Annotated in this window: 14 protein-coding genes; 9 read left to right on the top strand and 5 right to left on the bottom strand. The window is 61.9% G+C overall.

The annotated features are described in order from the left end of the window. Positions 1 to 188 precede the first annotated feature (188 nt). The gene (gene tyrS / locus APH28_RS19170; protein ID WP_060512107.1) at positions 189 to 1,388 is read right to left on the bottom strand and encodes a tyrosine--tRNA ligase; all 1,200 of its coding nucleotides are present in this window, start codon (positions 1,386 to 1,388) and stop codon (positions 189 to 191) included. Between the two features lie 215 nt (positions 1,389 to 1,603). Between tyrS and APH28_RS19175 the strand changes: the two genes are divergently transcribed. Then, positions 1,604 to 3,022 carry a peptidoglycan DD-metalloendopeptidase family protein gene (locus APH28_RS19175; RefSeq protein WP_060512108.1) on the top strand — a complete coding sequence of 473 codons (1,419 nt, stop codon included), beginning with the start codon at positions 1,604 to 1,606 and terminating at the stop codon, positions 3,020 to 3,022. 3 nt (positions 3,023 to 3,025) lie between these two features. After that, complete coding sequence (locus APH28_RS19180) at positions 3,026 to 4,117, top strand: anhydro-N-acetylmuramic acid kinase (RefSeq protein WP_060512109.1); 1,092 nt, start codon at positions 3,026 to 3,028, stop codon at positions 4,115 to 4,117. 58 nt (positions 4,118 to 4,175) lie between these two features. Here APH28_RS19180 and erpA read toward each other — a convergent pair whose 3' ends face one another. Both erpA and argC read right to left on the bottom strand, forming a co-directional pair. Next, positions 4,176 to 4,526 carry an iron-sulfur cluster insertion protein ErpA gene (gene erpA, locus APH28_RS19185; RefSeq protein ID WP_060512199.1) on the bottom strand — a complete coding sequence of 117 codons (351 nt, stop codon included), beginning with the start codon at positions 4,524 to 4,526 and terminating at the stop codon, positions 4,176 to 4,178. Positions 4,527 to 4,672: 146 nt separating this feature from the next. Continuing rightward, positions 4,673 to 5,707, bottom strand: a complete 1,035-nt coding sequence (gene argC, locus APH28_RS19190) for an N-acetyl-gamma-glutamyl-phosphate reductase (RefSeq protein WP_060512110.1) — start codon at positions 5,705 to 5,707, stop codon at positions 4,673 to 4,675. A 142-nt stretch (positions 5,708 to 5,849) separates the two neighbouring features. On the opposite strand from argC, the gene hemJ reads away from it, so the two are divergent. The 6 genes from hemJ (at position 5,850) to APH28_RS19220 (ending at position 10,272) form a co-directional block, all read left to right on the top strand. Then, the gene (hemJ, locus tag APH28_RS19195) at positions 5,850 to 6,275 is read left to right on the top strand and encodes a protoporphyrinogen oxidase HemJ (RefSeq protein WP_060512111.1); all 426 of its coding nucleotides are present in this window, start codon (positions 5,850 to 5,852) and stop codon (positions 6,273 to 6,275) included. A 23-nt stretch (positions 6,276 to 6,298) separates the two neighbouring features. Beyond that, entirely contained in the window at positions 6,299 to 7,255 is a 957-nt protein-coding gene (locus APH28_RS19200) for a nitronate monooxygenase family protein (RefSeq protein ID WP_060512112.1), read from the top strand. 67 nt (positions 7,256 to 7,322) lie between these two features. Continuing rightward, positions 7,323 to 8,105 (top strand): SDR family oxidoreductase, encoded by a 783-nt coding sequence (locus tag APH28_RS19205; RefSeq protein ID WP_060512113.1) that lies wholly within the window; start codon positions 7,323 to 7,325, stop codon positions 8,103 to 8,105. Positions 8,106 to 8,168: 63 nt separating this feature from the next. Continuing rightward, positions 8,169 to 8,507, top strand: coding sequence for a histidine triad nucleotide-binding protein (locus APH28_RS19210; protein WP_003255518.1), 339 nt, complete (start codon positions 8,169 to 8,171; stop codon positions 8,505 to 8,507). Between the two features lie 66 nt (positions 8,508 to 8,573). After that, positions 8,574 to 9,221 (top strand): 2-polyprenyl-3-methyl-6-methoxy-1,4-benzoquinone monooxygenase, encoded by a 648-nt coding sequence (gene coq7 / locus APH28_RS19215; RefSeq protein WP_060512114.1) that lies wholly within the window; start codon positions 8,574 to 8,576, stop codon positions 9,219 to 9,221. A gap of 10 nt (positions 9,222 to 9,231) precedes the next feature. Next, entirely contained in the window at positions 9,232 to 10,272 is a 1,041-nt protein-coding gene (locus APH28_RS19220) for a hypothetical protein (protein WP_060512115.1), read from the top strand. A gap of 38 nt (positions 10,273 to 10,310) precedes the next feature. Here APH28_RS19220 and APH28_RS19225 read toward each other — a convergent pair whose 3' ends face one another. Continuing rightward, positions 10,311 to 10,733 (bottom strand): OsmC family protein, encoded by a 423-nt coding sequence (locus tag APH28_RS19225; protein ID WP_004376171.1) that lies wholly within the window; start codon positions 10,731 to 10,733, stop codon positions 10,311 to 10,313. 191 nt (positions 10,734 to 10,924) lie between these two features. On the opposite strand from APH28_RS19225, the gene crp reads away from it, so the two are divergent. Continuing rightward, positions 10,925 to 11,569 carry a cAMP-activated global transcriptional regulator CRP gene (crp, locus tag APH28_RS19230; protein WP_060512200.1) on the top strand — a complete coding sequence of 215 codons (645 nt, stop codon included), beginning with the start codon at positions 10,925 to 10,927 and terminating at the stop codon, positions 11,567 to 11,569. Here the strand turns inward: crp and APH28_RS19235 are convergent. After that, positions 11,566 to 12,270, bottom strand: coding sequence for a lipoate--protein ligase family protein (locus APH28_RS19235; protein ID WP_060512116.1), 705 nt, complete (start codon positions 12,268 to 12,270; stop codon positions 11,566 to 11,568). The genes crp and APH28_RS19235 overlap by 4 nt on opposite strands. Positions 12,271 to 12,296: the final 26 nt, after the last annotated feature.

Consider the following 12,296-nt stretch of genomic DNA (forward strand, 5'->3'; position numbering starts at 1 on the left):
TTCCTTAACAACCTAACTCGTTGAATCTCAAGGAGTTTGTCGTTCCGATGTCGCTGGAAGTGGGGCGCATTATAAGGGGATTCGAAATCCCGTCAACCTCTAATTTCAAGAAACTTTAATGTCGCTGAAAAACAAAGCGGGGAGGCTTGCCGGCCTCCCCGCTTCTATATAGCTACACCAATAGGCAGTCACTCAGCCTTGAGGGTTACCCGGCCAAACGACTTCTTGCCCGCCTGGCACACATGCGTCGCACCGAGAACAAACATGAAGTCCTTGTCGACTACCGCACCATCAACCTTCACCGCACCGCCACTGAGCAGGTCGCGCGCCTGCGCCGAGTTCTTCACCAGGCCCGCGCGGTTCAGCACGGCGGCGATCGGCAGGTCCTCAGCCGCAGCCACTTCGATCTCCGGCAGATCTTCCGGCAGCTCGCCTTCCTTCATGCGGTTACCCGCAGCGCGGTGAGCATTGGCCGCCGCTTCTTCACCATGGAAGCGCGCAACGATCTCTTCGGCCAGCTTGATCTTGATGTCACGCGGGTTGGCACCATTGGCAACGTCAGCCCTGAACTGCTCGATCTCTTCCATCGAACGGAAACTCAGCAACTCGAAGTAACGCCACATCAAGGTGTCCGGGATCGACACCAGCTTGCTGTACATCACGCCAGGCGCTTCCTGGATACCCACATAGTTACCCAGCGACTTGGACATCTTCTTCACGCCATCGAGCCCTTCGAGCAATGGCATGGTCACGATGTTCTGTGCTTCCTGCCCGTAGGAACGCTGCAACTCGCGCCCCATCAGCAGGTTGAACTTCTGGTCGGTACCCCCAAGCTCCACATCAGCCTTAAGCGCCACGGAGTCGTAGCCCTGCACCAGTGGGTAGAGGAACTCGTGAATGGCAATCGGCTGGTTGGTTGTGTAGCGCTTGTCGAAATCATCGCGCTCGAGCATGCGCGCAACGGTGTACTGCGACGCCAAGCGAATGAAGTCGGCGGGTGTCAGCTGATCCATCCAGGTGGAGTTGAAGGCGACCTCGGTCTTGGCCGGGTCGAGAATCTTGAACACCTGCTGTTTGTAGGTCTCGGCGTTATCCAGCACCTGCTCGCGGGTCAGCGGCGGACGCGTGGCACTCTTGCCGCTCGGGTCACCGATCATGCCGGTGAAGTCACCGATCAGGAAGATGACCTGATGCCCCAGATCCTGGAACTGGCGCAGCTTGTTGATCAGTACCGTATGCCCCAAATGAAGGTCAGGTGCAGTCGGGTCGAAGCCTGCCTTGATACGCAGAGGCTGGCCGCGCTTGAGCTTCTCGACCAGTTCCGACTCGACCAACACCTCTTCCGCACCGCGCTTGATAAGCGCCAGCTGCTCTTCAACCGACTTCATAGACAGACCCGCAAGGCTCAGATTCAAAGGGAGCCAACCATACAAGATCGGCCATCAATTACAAGTTTCGAAATGAAATGTGACCTGACCGACGCGTCACTGCGTCTACGCGCCCTTGCGCGAAAGTAGATTTGGTTATATTTTATACAGTTATTTCATCTTCATCATGTCATTCATCTTTTCCATATTCATTTTTCTTCAAAGTCACCTTACCTATGACCAACGAAACGCCTAAAGCGCCCCCGCTTTATCCGAAAAGCCATCTGTTGGCCGCCAGCGGCATTGCCGCCCTGCTCAGCCTGGCACTGCTGGTATTTCCTTCCAGCGAAGTCGAAGCGAAGAAGACAACCCTCAGCCTGGAGCTGGAGAGCCCGGCCGAGCAGCTGAAGGACGAGTCCAACGCCGCCCCGCTGGTACAGACCCAAGGCGATCAAGGCTCCCCCTTCGCCCAGATAGACGGCGCCGAAACCAACACCGAGCAGGCAGCACAGGAAGCGCCTGCCACCGAGCAAAAGCCAGAAGCCAAAGAGCCAGGTCATCGCGAAGTGACCGTAGCCCGCGGCGACACCCTGTCTACCCTCTTCGCCAAGGTCGGCCTCCCAGCCAACGCGGTGCATGACCTGCTGGCCACCAACAAGCAGGCCAAGCAGTTCAGCCAGCTCAAGCATGGCCAGGTATTGCAGTTCGAGCTTGACAAGGATGGCCAACTGGCCAGCCTGCACAGCAAGGTCAGCAACCTCGAAACCATCCGCCTGACCAAGACCGCCAAGGGCTACACCTTTGATCGCGAGATCAGCAAACCGGTGGTCCGCACCGCTTACGCACACGGCGTCATCAAGAGCTCGCTGTCGGCCTCGGCCCAGCGCGCCGGCCTGTCCCACAGCATGACCATGGACATGGCCAAGGTCCTGGGTTACGACATCGATTTCGCCCAGGACATCCGCCCCGGCGACGAGTTCGACGTGGTCTACGAGCAGAAGGTCATGGATGGCAAAGTGGTCGGCACCGGCAACATCCTGTCCGCGCGTTTTACCAACCGCGGCAAGACGTATACCGCCGTGCGCTACACCAACAAGCAGGGCAACACCAGCTACTACACCGCCGACGGCAACAGCCTGCGCAAGGCGTTCATCCGTACCCCGGTCGACTTCGCCCGCATCAGCTCGCGCTTCTCCGCCGGCCGCAAGCACCCGATCCTGAACAAGATCCGCGCACACAAAGGTGTGGACTATGCCGCACCGCGTGGCACGCCAATCAAGGCAGCAGGTGATGGTCGTATCGAGCTGGCTGGTCGCCGCGGCGGTTACGGCAACACCGTGATCATCGCCCACGGCAACAGCTACAAAACCCTTTACGGTCATATGCAGGGCTTTGCGAAGGGCATCAAGACCGGCAGCAACGTGAAGCAGGGCCAGATCATTGGCTACATCGGTACCACTGGCCTGTCGACCGGCCCGCACCTGCACTACGAGTTCCAGGTCAATGGCGTCCACGTGGACCCGCTGAGCCAGAAGGTTCCAATGGCAGACCCTATTGCCAAGAACGAGCGCCAGCGCTTCATGCAGCAGAGCCAACCACTGATCGCCCGCATGGACCAGGAAAAGGCCACCATGCTCGCAGCGAACAAGCGTTGATCCATGGCGCTTTATCTGGGGGTGATGTCCGGCACCAGCCTTGATGGGCTGGACATCGCCCTGGTCGAACAGGGCGAGCAGCTGCAACTGCTTGCCACCCATTACCTGCCGATGCCGGCCGACCTGCGCCACGATCTGCTCAGCCTTTGCAGCAGCGGCCCTGACGAAATTGCCCGTGCTGCTCTGGCAGAAAACCGCTGGGCCAGCCTGGCAGGTGAAGGCGTACGGCAATTGCTCGCCAAGCAAGGGCTACAGGCAGACGCCATCCGTGCCATCGGCAGCCACGGCCAGACCATCCGCCATGAGCCGGCTCGCGGCTTTACTGTGCAGATCGGCAACCCGGCACTGCTCGCCGAGCTGACCGGCATCAGCGTGGTCGCTGATTTTCGCCGTCGCGACGTGGCGGCAGGCGGCCAGGGCGCCCCCCTGGTGCCCGCCTTCCATGAAACCCTGTTCCGCCACCTCGGCCAACGCCTGGCGGTTCTCAATGTGGGTGGTTTCAGTAACCTGAGCCTGATCGAGCGCGACAAGCCCGTGCACGGCTTCGACTGCGGGCCAGGCAATGTGCTACTGGACGCCTGGATCGAGCGCAAGCGTGGGCAGGCCTATGATGCCGATGGGGCCTGGGCTGCCAGTGGCCAGATGCAAGGCGATTTGCTCAGCAGCCTGCTGAGTGACCCGTTCTTCGCCGGCAGCGGCCCGAAAAGTACCGGCCGCGAAGTGTTCAACCTGCCTTGGCTGGATGGCCACCTGGCTCGCCTTCCGGCCTACCGTGATGAAGATATCCAGGCCACCTTGCTGGAACTGACTGCGCGCAGCATCATCGAATCGCTGCGCAACGCCCAGCAAGACACCGAGGCGCTGCTGGTATGCGGCGGTGGCGCGCGCAATGGCGCCCTCATGGCTCGCCTTGCCGAACTGCTGCCAGAGACCGATGTCACCAGCACCGGCGCGCATGGCGTGGATCCGGACTGGGTCGAGGCCATGGCCTTTGCCTGGCTCGCCCACTGTTGCCTCGAGGGCATTGCCGCCAACCGCCCAAGCGTGACCGCGGCCAAGGGGCTACGCGTCCTCGGCGCGATCTACCCGGGCTGATCCCACCCTAGAATGCAAAACGCCGCGCAATTGCGCGGCGTTTTCGTGTAGCCGGGTTTCAGATCGAGAACGAAGAGCCACAACCGCAGGTAGTCGTGGCATTCGGGTTCTTGATCACGAAGCGCGAACCTTCCAGACCTTCCTGGTAGTCCACTTCGGCACCGGCCAGATACTGATAGCTCATCGGGTCGACCACCAGCGAAACGCCTTCGCGCTCGACAATGGTGTCATCTTCGGCCACGTCTTCATCGAAGGTGAAACCGTACTGGAAGCCCGAGCAGCCGCCGCCGGTGACGAACACGCGCAACTTCAGGCGGTCATTGCCTTCTTCGGAAACCAGGTTCTTCACCTTTTGCGCGGCGCCGTGGGTGAATTCCAAAGCCGTAGGGGTGAAGGTTTCGACGCTCATGTTGATTCTCCCGGCGCTGTTGCCGCCATAAAACTCGATGACGCGCATTATCCGCTTCTCCGAGAAAATTGGTCAAGAATTGTGCGGCTTTAGTCGCGACAAACAAAAAGGCCCGCACGCGGCGGGCCTTTTACATCAACAAGCGCTTACGGCAGCAAGCCAGCGTGGGACAGGCCCATGCGTTCGTCCAGGCCGAACAGGATGTTGAGGTTCTGCACCGCCTGGCCCGACGCCCCCTTGACCAGGTTGTCGATCACCGACAGCACCACCACCAGGTCACCACCCTGCGGGCGATGAACGGCAATGCGACAGACGTTGGCACCGCGCACGCTGCGGGTTTCCGGGTGGCTGCCGGCCGGCATCACGTCGACGAACGGCTCATCGGCGTAGCGCTTCTCGAACAGCGCCTGCAGGTCTATCGACTTATCGGCAACGGTCGCGTACAGGGTGGCGTGGATGCCACGGATCATCGGAGTCAGGTGCGGGACGAAGGTCAGGCCAATGTCCCTGCCTGCAGCCAGGCGCAGGCCTTGGCTGATTTCAGGCAGGTGGCGGTGACCTTTGACTGCATAGGCCTTCATGCTTTCGCCAGCCTCACAGAACAGCGAACCGACAGCTGCACCACGGCCAGCGCCGCTGACGCCCGATTTGCAGTCGGCGATCAGGCGCGAAGTGTCGGCCAGGCCAGCTTCGAGCAGCGGAAGGAAGCCCAGCTGGGTAGCCGTCGGGTAGCAGCCCGGCACGGCAATCAGGCGCGCCTGGCGGATCTTTTCGCGGTTGACTTCAGGCAGGCCGTAGACGGCGTCCTCGAGCAGTTCTGGTGCACCATGTGGCTGGCCATACCACTTGCCCCATTCGGTGGCGTCCTGCAGGCGGAAGTCTGCAGACAAGTCAATGACCTTGGTTCCGGCAGCTAACAGTTCGCCAGCCAGGGCGTGGGCGACACCGTGCGGGGTGGCGAAGAACACCACGTCGCAAGCGGCCAGGGTCTTGGTGTCCGGCACGCTGAAAGCCAGGCCGTCATAGTGACCGCGCAGGTTCGGATACATGTCGGCGACCGCTACGCCCGCTTCGGAGCGCGAAGTGATGACCGCCACTTCGGCCTGTGGATGCTGTGCCAGCAGACGCAACAGTTCGACGCCGGTGTAACCCGTGCCGCCGACAATACCGACCTTGATCATAACGCTTGCCCCTTATCAACGAGCCGTCTGGAAAGCGCACGATGATAGGGGCGCAAAGCGCCTGTAACAACTCTTGGGGTGCCCCTTCGGGCGCTTGGGCTCTACTATCTGACGACCGTGATTACCTGAAGGAACTCCCTCCATGCTTTACCTATGGATCAAAGCGCTGCACATCGTCAGCGTGGTCTGCTGGTTCGCCGGCCTGTTCTACCTGCCCAGGCTGTTCGTCTACCACGCCCAGAGCCAGGACAGCATCAGCCAGGAACGCTTCGTTACCATGGAGCGCAAGCTGTACCGCGGCATCATGAACCCGGCAATGATCGCTACCTATATATTCGGCGCCTGGATGCTCTACCTCACCCCCGGCTGGCTGAGCCAAGGCTGGCTGCATGCCAAGCTCACCCTGGTGATTCTGCTGACCGGCTACCATCACATCTGTGGTGCCCAGCGCAAACGCTTCGCCGCTGGCACCAATACTCGCAGCCATGTGTATTACCGTTGGTTCAACGAGGTTCCGGTGCTGATCCTGCTGGGCATCGTGATTCTCGTGGTGGTCAAACCGTTCTGACATAAAACGATGGAGCCTCACCCATGTCCCTGCCTGCTTCGCTCGAACAACGCCTGCGCTTGCCTGTGGTGGCAGCGCCGATGTTCCTGATTTCCAACCCCCAGCTGGTACTGGCCTGCTGCGCTAGCGGTGTGGTCGGCAGCTTCCCTGCACTGAACCAGCGTGACAGCGCCGGCTTCAAGGGCTGGCTGGAGGAAATAGAGGCAGGCTTGGCGCAGCTGCAAGCGCCAGCGCCCTATGCGGTGAACTTGATCGTGCACCCGACCAACCCGCGGTTGCAGGCCGACCTGGCACTGTGCGTCGAGCACCGTGTGCCCATCGTCATCACCAGCCTTGGTGCCGTCAAGGAAGTGGTAGATGCGGTGCACGGCTATGGCGGTCTGGTATTTCATGACGTGACCACCCGGCGGCACGCGGAAAAAGCCGCCGAGGCCGGCGTCGATGGCCTGATCGCCGTAGCGGCGGGCGCCGGCGGCCATGCCGGAACCTGGAGCCCGTTCGCCCTGGCGGCCGAAATCCGCCAGTTCTTCGACAAGACCTTGCTACTGGCCGGCTGCATCAACCACGGCCACGAGATTCTCGCCGCGCAATTGCTCGGTGCCGACCTGGCCTACATGGGCACCCGCTTCATCGCCACTCAGGAAAGCCATGCCCAGGATGGTTACAAGCAGATGCTGATCGATGCCCACGCCGCCGATATCATCCACACACCTGCCGTGTCTGGCATCCCGGCCAGCTTTCTGCGCCCCAGCCTGGAGCTGGCTGGCTATGACATGGCGGCACTGAAATCCGGGCACGAGCAAGGCAAGCTCAAACCGATCGACGATGAGGCCAAGGCGTGGAAAACCGTCTGGTCCGCTGGCCAAGGCGTAGGCGACATCCACGACCTGCCTGCGGCCGCCACACTGATCGAGCGCCTGCACGGCGAGTACCGCGCCGCCCTGGAGCGTACCCTGACATTGCGCGACAAGGCCTTATAGCAAAAGGCAACAACTCGCCTGGCCAGGCTGTACACTAGGCGCCCTCTACAGCCCCCAGGAGCCTTGCATGACCCGTTACGCCATGATCACCGGCGCTTCCAGCGGCTTGGGCCTGGCCCTGGCGGAAGCCCTGGCACGGCGCGGGCGCAACCTGATCCTGGTGGCACGCCATCGCGAAACGCTGGAGCCGGTAGCGCTCGAACTGGCCCAGCGCTTCGGCGTCGAGGTGCTGCTACGCGCCTGTGATCTCAGCCAACCCCTGCGGCTGTCCGGTTTCGTTCTCGAACTGGAAGAAGGCGAGCGACGCATCGACTTGCTGGTCAACTGTGCCGGTCAGCGGACCTACGGCCCGTTCCTGGCCCACGAATGGGCCGACGAACAGGACCTGCTGGAAGTCAACATCCTCGCCCTGAGCCGCCTGTGTCATGCCATCGGCAACCTGATGGCGGTGCAAGGTGGCGGGCAGATTCTCAACGTCGCTGGCCTGGCCGCCGTTGCGCCAGGCCCGGGAATGGCCACCTATGCCGCCAGCAAGGCGTACGTGCTGAACTTCACCGAAGCGCTGCGCGAAGAGCTCAAGCCCGCCGGCATCAAGGTATCGGTACTTTGCCCCGGCCCGGTACGCTCGTCGCGCCGACGCATACCCAGGCTTGAAGGTAACAGTCGTTGCCTGAGCCCTGAAGAAGTGGCGCTGTACACCGTGCGCGCACTGGCCAAAAATCGCGCAGTGATCATGCCGGTACGCCGCAACCGCTGGCTGGCCTTCGCCCCACGCCTGCTGCCGCGCTGGCTGACGCGCAAGCTGGCCGGTTTCATCCACCGCCGCTACTGCCCGATCGGCATGGAATAGCTACTGGGCGAGTGGCGCGCGGCTGAGTACACTCGGCCCGACACTCACCATGGAGCACGTGCTGTGGACGATCTATTCCTCAAAATCATCAACCGGGAAATCCCGGCGGATATCATCTACGAAGATGACCAGATCCTGGCCTTCAAGGACATCGCCCCAGCGGCGCCGGTACATTTTCTGGTCATCCCGAAGAAACACATCCGCACCCTCAACGACCTGACCGAAGAGGACAAGGCCCTGGCCGGCCATATCCTGTTCACTGCCCAGCGCCTGGCGGTCGAACAAGGCTGCGAAGAAGGCTTCCGCGTGGTCATGAACTGCAACCCGAAAGGCGGCCAGACCGTCTACCACATCCATATGCACGTGCTTGGCCAGCGCCAGATGAACTGGCCGCCGGGCTGACCCAAGGCAAGCCCCTTCCGAGCGATTGAGGTAAACTGTCGGGCATCACTTCAGCGGAGGTGCCCGATGGCCACCGAACGTCACTACTCGCCGCTCGACCGCTTGTTGCTGCAGGCCGATACCGCCATGCGCACCTTGCTACCCTTCAGCGGCCAACCGTCACGCCCGTCGCCGGCGATCATCCAGCCGGATGCCGAACTGGATGACAACCAGGCCCGTCACATTGCCGGGCTCATGCGCATCAACCACACCGGCGAAGTCTGTGCCCAGGCGCTGTATCAGGGCCAAGCCATGACCGCCAAGCTGCCGCAAGTGCGCAAGGCCATGGAACATGCCGCCGAGGAAGAAATCGACCACCTGGCCTGGTGCGAACAACGCATCCGCCAGCTGGGCAGCCACCCGAGCGTGCTCAACCCGTTGTTCTACGGCATGTCGTTCGGCATCGGCGCCCTCGCCGGCCTGGTCAGCGACAAGGTCAGCCTTGGTTTCGTCGCCGCTACCGAGCATCAGGTGTGCAAGCACCTGGACGAACACCTCGAGCAGCTCCCCCAGCAGGACGAAAAGTCCCGCGCCATCCTCGAGCAGATGCGCGTGGATGAAGAGCAGCATGCAGAATCCGCACTCGAAGCTGGCGGCTATCGCTTCCCGATGCCAGTGCGCTTGGGCATGAGTCTGCTAGCCAAGGTCATGACCAAGAGTACTTACCGCATCTAAGGGCGCACACATGACGGACCGTATCGACGCCAAGGACCTGGCGCGCGCCGTGCAAGCCGGCATTCTCCAACCAGGTCAGGACCAGGCCCTGCTGGCGTTTCTGCGCCAGCAACCGCCAGCCCGGGGTAGTTTCCAGCTTGCCCATGTCGCCTTCTACTTCGGCGCCCTGCTGATCATGGGCGCGATGGGCTGGCTGCTGACCGAAGCCTGGATGACGATTGGCGATGGGGCGTTGCTGGCCGTCGCCACGCTTTATATTGTTCTGCTTACGTCGTTCGCCCTCAAACTGCAGGGCCGCAAGCAACCGGTTGCTGCTGGTGTGCTGGCCGCCGTCGCGGTCAGCATCGTGCCGCTGGTCGTGTTCGCCATCGAGCGCCTGATCGGGTGGTGGCCGATGGATGATGCGCAAGCGGACTATCACCAGTACTACACCTACGTGCAGGGCGGCTGGTTGCTGCTGGAGGCCGCCACCGTGGTAGCCGGGCTGCTGATGTTGCGCCTGATCCCCTACCCCTTCGTGGTGATGCCTATTGCCGTGGCCCTGTGGTTCATGTCGATGGACCTGAGCGAATGGGTGTATGGCTCGCCCTTTTCCTGGGAACAGCGGCGCACGGTGTCACTGTGGTTCGGGCTCGGCTTGCTGCTGGCATTCCTGGTCGTCGACGGGCGTACCCGCGAGGACTATGCCCATTGGGGCTACCTGGCCGGCCTGGCGGCATTCTGGGGCGGGCTTACGATGATGGAAAGCGACAGTGAACTGGGCAAGGCGCTGTACTGCCTGATCAACCTGGGGTTGATGGGCATGGCGGTGCTGTTGCGCCGGCCAGTGTTCATGGTCTTCGGGGCGATGGGGGTAGCGGCTTATCTGGGGTATCTGTCTTACGAGGTGTTTGCCGAATCGTTGCTGTTCCCGGTGGTGCTGACCTTGATCGGGCTGGGAGTAATCGGCTTGGGATTGGGGTACCAGAAGCGGCGGGAGCAGTTGAGCCAGGCCGTCAGGGGGAGCTTGCCGCATTGGTTGCTCGCGGCCCTGCCGGCACTGCGTAACTGAAGATCGCCCGGGCCGCCAAGCGGTCCGGGAGCTCACAGTCAGCCCAGCTCTACGATTTCGTAACCATGGGTGATTTCAACACCGGCACGCTCGAGCATGATCGACGCCGAGCAATACTTCTCGGCCGACAGTTCCACCGCACGCTTGACCTGGGCCTCTTTCAGCCCACGCCCTTTGACCACGAAGTTCATATGGATCTTGGTAAACACCTTCGGGTCTTCGCTGGCACGTTCGGCTTCCAGGAACGCTTCGCAGCTTTCCACCGCCTGGCGCGACTTCTTCAGAATGCTCACCACGTCGAAGCTGCTGCAGCCACCGAGGCCGAGCAGGAGCATTTCCATCGGGCGCACGCCCAGGTTGCGGCCACCGGCCTCGGGCGGGCCGTCCATCACTACCACGTGGCCGCTCCCCGACTCACCGAGGAACATCGCTTCACCGGCCCACTGGATGCGTGCCTTCATCTGTCCGTACTCCTGGATTTCGCAAAAGGGTGTCAGCTTAAGCCTTGTATGCCTGTCGGAAAAGCTCAATGCGAGTCGGTTTAGTGTCAAAACTTCTAGCGCTGTCTGATAAGCTGGCGCCAATTGACTGGCGCGTCGCGTCAGACAATGTCTAACAAGAGCCTATGCCTCGCATCGAACAGGATTTCGTGATGGTTGCCTCAGCCCTACCCGCCAAGATCAAGAACATCGACAAGCTGCTGGTGCACTGCCAGCGCCGCCGCTACACCGCCAAAAGCAACATCATCTGCGCCGGTGACCGTGCCGAAACGCTGTCGTTCATCATCAAGGGCTCGGTCACCATCCTGATCGAAGACGACGAAGGTCACGAGATGATCATCGCCTACCTCAACAATGGCGACTTCTTCGGCGAGCTGGGGTTGTTCGAATCGACCGGTAGCGAGCAGCAGCGCAGCGCCTGGGTGCGCGCCAAGACCGAGTGCGAAGTGGCAGAGATCAGCTACGACAAGTTCCGCGAACTGGCCCGCCAGGACCCGGAGATTCTCTACGCCCTGGGCAGCCAGATGGCCCAGCGCCTGCGCAACACCACGCGCAAGGTCGGCGACCTGGCGTTCTTTGATGTCACCGGCCGCGTGGCCCGCTGCCTGCTCGACCTGTGCAAGCAACCGGATGCCATGACCCACCCGGACGGCATGCAGATCAAGATCACCCGCCAGGAAATCGGCCGTATCGTCGGTTGCTCGCGGGAAATGGTCGGCCGAGTCCTCAAGGACCTCGAGGAACGCAGCCTGGTGCAGGTCAAGGGCAAGACCATGGTGGTCTACGGCACCCGTTAATCCTTGGGCAGGGCTGCCAGCACGTCGTGGTAAGCCCGGGACAGGCGCTCGAACCAGGGCGCGTCGGGCGCCACTTCGTGCAGGGCGATATGGCTGTCGGCGCGGCAACGCTGCACCAGGTCGCAGCATTCATTGAAGCGGTTGACCGCCGCGACCATCGATTCGCGCTCGTTGTCCAGCAGCAGCGCGCCATGCACCAGCACCACCGGGCGTTTGCCACCCAGGCCTTGGCGCCAGCGCTGGGCCGTGCCGACCAGCTTGCGGCCATTGAGGTTGACGTTGTAACGGCCATCGCAGAAGGCACCGTCGATTTCACCCACCGAGGCAACACCACCCCACTCGCGCAGCACATCACACAACGGCAGGCACAGGCGCTCGTAGGCGCTTTCGATGCGGCCATGATCGCCTTCACTGCGCGGGGCCACATACACCAACGCCACGTTCACCGTTGCGTGCGACTGCGGCACCGGCTCGCCACCCGTTTCACGCAGCAGAACCGGCCAGCCGGCAATCGCCAATTCAGCACACGCGGCCTCGAAGTTGCCCAGTCGGCTCATACGGCGCGGCATGACCAAGGCGTGATCGGTGGGGCGCCAGAACAGCACGCCGCAATCACGCTCCGCGCGGCAGACGGCGGCGAGCAGCTCCTGCTCGGCGTGCAGGCCCTGCTCAACGGTGAGGGCCAGGGGTTGATCGGTCATTGATCCACCATTCATGTTGTTTTGCT

Origin of the sequence: Pseudomonas sp. NBRC 111124, assembly GCF_001320245.1 — a bacterium.
GTDB lineage: Bacteria > Pseudomonadota > Gammaproteobacteria > Pseudomonadales > Pseudomonadaceae > Aquipseudomonas.

Coding starts and splice junctions, on each gene's coding strand:
- tyrS (WP_060512107.1), bottom strand. CDS start 1,388: ATGAAGTCGGTTGAAGAGCAGCTGGCGCTTATCAAGCGCGGTGCGGAA.
- APH28_RS19175 (WP_060512108.1), top strand. CDS start 1,604: ATGACCAACGAAACGCCTAAAGCGCCCCCGCTTTATCCGAAAAGCCAT.
- APH28_RS19180 (WP_060512109.1), top strand. CDS start 3,026: ATGGCGCTTTATCTGGGGGTGATGTCCGGCACCAGCCTTGATGGGCTG.
- erpA (WP_060512199.1), bottom strand. CDS start 4,526: ATGAGCGTCGAAACCTTCACCCCTACGGCTTTGGAATTCACCCACGGC.
- argC (WP_060512110.1), bottom strand. CDS start 5,707: ATGATCAAGGTCGGTATTGTCGGCGGCACGGGTTACACCGGCGTCGAA.
- hemJ (WP_060512111.1), top strand. CDS start 5,850: ATGCTTTACCTATGGATCAAAGCGCTGCACATCGTCAGCGTGGTCTGC.
- APH28_RS19200 (WP_060512112.1), top strand. CDS start 6,299: ATGTCCCTGCCTGCTTCGCTCGAACAACGCCTGCGCTTGCCTGTGGTG.
- APH28_RS19205 (WP_060512113.1), top strand. CDS start 7,323: ATGACCCGTTACGCCATGATCACCGGCGCTTCCAGCGGCTTGGGCCTG.
- coq7 (WP_060512114.1), top strand. CDS start 8,574: ATGGCCACCGAACGTCACTACTCGCCGCTCGACCGCTTGTTGCTGCAG.
- APH28_RS19220 (WP_060512115.1), top strand. CDS start 9,232: ATGACGGACCGTATCGACGCCAAGGACCTGGCGCGCGCCGTGCAAGCC.
- APH28_RS19225 (WP_004376171.1), bottom strand. CDS start 10,733: ATGAAGGCACGCATCCAGTGGGCCGGTGAAGCGATGTTCCTCGGTGAG.
- crp (WP_060512200.1), top strand. CDS start 10,925: ATGGTTGCCTCAGCCCTACCCGCCAAGATCAAGAACATCGACAAGCTG.
- APH28_RS19235 (WP_060512116.1), bottom strand. CDS start 12,270: ATGACCGATCAACCCCTGGCCCTCACCGTTGAGCAGGGCCTGCACGCC.